This is a genomic window from Pseudoalteromonas sp. SR44-5, from assembly GCF_014163675.1.
Taxonomy (GTDB): Bacteria; Pseudomonadota; Gammaproteobacteria; order Enterobacterales; family Alteromonadaceae; genus Pseudoalteromonas; species Pseudoalteromonas rhizosphaerae.
In genome coordinates this window covers 1-1126 of record NZ_JACJDT010000125.1, presented here as the reverse complement: position 1 = coordinate 1126, position 1126 = coordinate 1, and the positions used below count along the sequence as shown (strand labels likewise).

2 protein-coding genes are annotated in these 1126 nt (G+C 38.5%); both read right to left on the bottom strand.

The genetic code is table 11. The features are described 5' to 3' along the window. Nucleotides 1-991 (bottom strand): hypothetical protein (locus tag H5154_RS22760; RefSeq protein ID WP_220493444.1); only part of this gene is annotated, 991 nt, incomplete at its 3' end. Between the two features lie 41 nt (nt 992-1032). Continuing rightward, on the bottom strand, nt 1033-1126 hold a 94-nt coding region (locus H5154_RS24240; RefSeq protein WP_404936147.1), incomplete at its 5' end, for an IS3 family transposase.

Sequence of the window (1126 nt, the reverse complement as noted above, 5' to 3'; positions counted from 1 at the left end):
AACCACCTACATAAAAAGTAGGCTTGGTAAAGCGATAATGTTTAGGGTATTTTAACGGCACCATAAGAGATACAAACACACGTGAACCACCGCGGGCTGAACCGACATTACGCTCATTTGCACCATAGCAAACAATGTCTTCGTAAGGTAAATAAAACGGTTTTCTAAACAAAGTATGAGGGGTTTTTACAAGCCCGGTATGGCGATTAAAATAAAAATTATCTCGGTGCGCTAATATTGCCCGGTGTTTCAGCATATAAAAACCAACAATAAACATAGGTGCATATATAGCAAATGGCACCCACCGATAATCCTCCCACACAAAACCAATAACAACCAAATCAACGAAAAAAAACATAACTGCAGATACCATTAGCAAGAAGCTTAGAGCAGTAAATAAATTTGACCACCCTCCAAACCATGAAATAGCCAACTGCTTACCATCGCTCTCTACCCAATGTCCCTCAAGCGTTGAGCCACTATCTGGGGATGAAAGCTTTGCTGCATATTCATCAGTAAAACGCTTACTTTTAAATGTGCGGGTTTTAAACCCGCAGCCATTGAGTGCTTCGGCTTTTTTTAATCGCGTTTCATAACTGTCTTTATGTAAATAGTCCCTTGGCAGTTGCTCTTTATATGTTGCTCTATCATCAAAATATTTACTTTCGTTTCTAGTCCGCCTCCTTATTTCGGCCACTTTCTCGGGGTTATTTTTTCTAAACTCTTCTCTTCGCACCACCGCTTCTTCATCTAACGCCAGTTGTTTGATGGTTTTATCTTTTGATCTGGTAGGGTCTCGATTTGGGTTTTCAGCGCACCACTGGTTAATCGCGTTAATACGATTTTCTCGTTTAATTTTTTCTCGTTCTTCGTGAGTTAAACCGTCTTTTTGTTCAGCAAAATAGCGCTCAAGATCCTCATCACTAATAAGGTTATCAAGTAAGTCATCAAGTTCGCTTGATTTCTCTGAGCTTTTATCATCACTACTCATTGTTACTCCTTTTGTAATGGTCAACAAATTCTGTAGAGATTCTAAGCGGCATTTTTTAATTCATTATATTTCTGATGTGGCGTCATATAATTAAGCGTAGAATGCCTACGTTTGTAATTGTAAAACTGAATATAA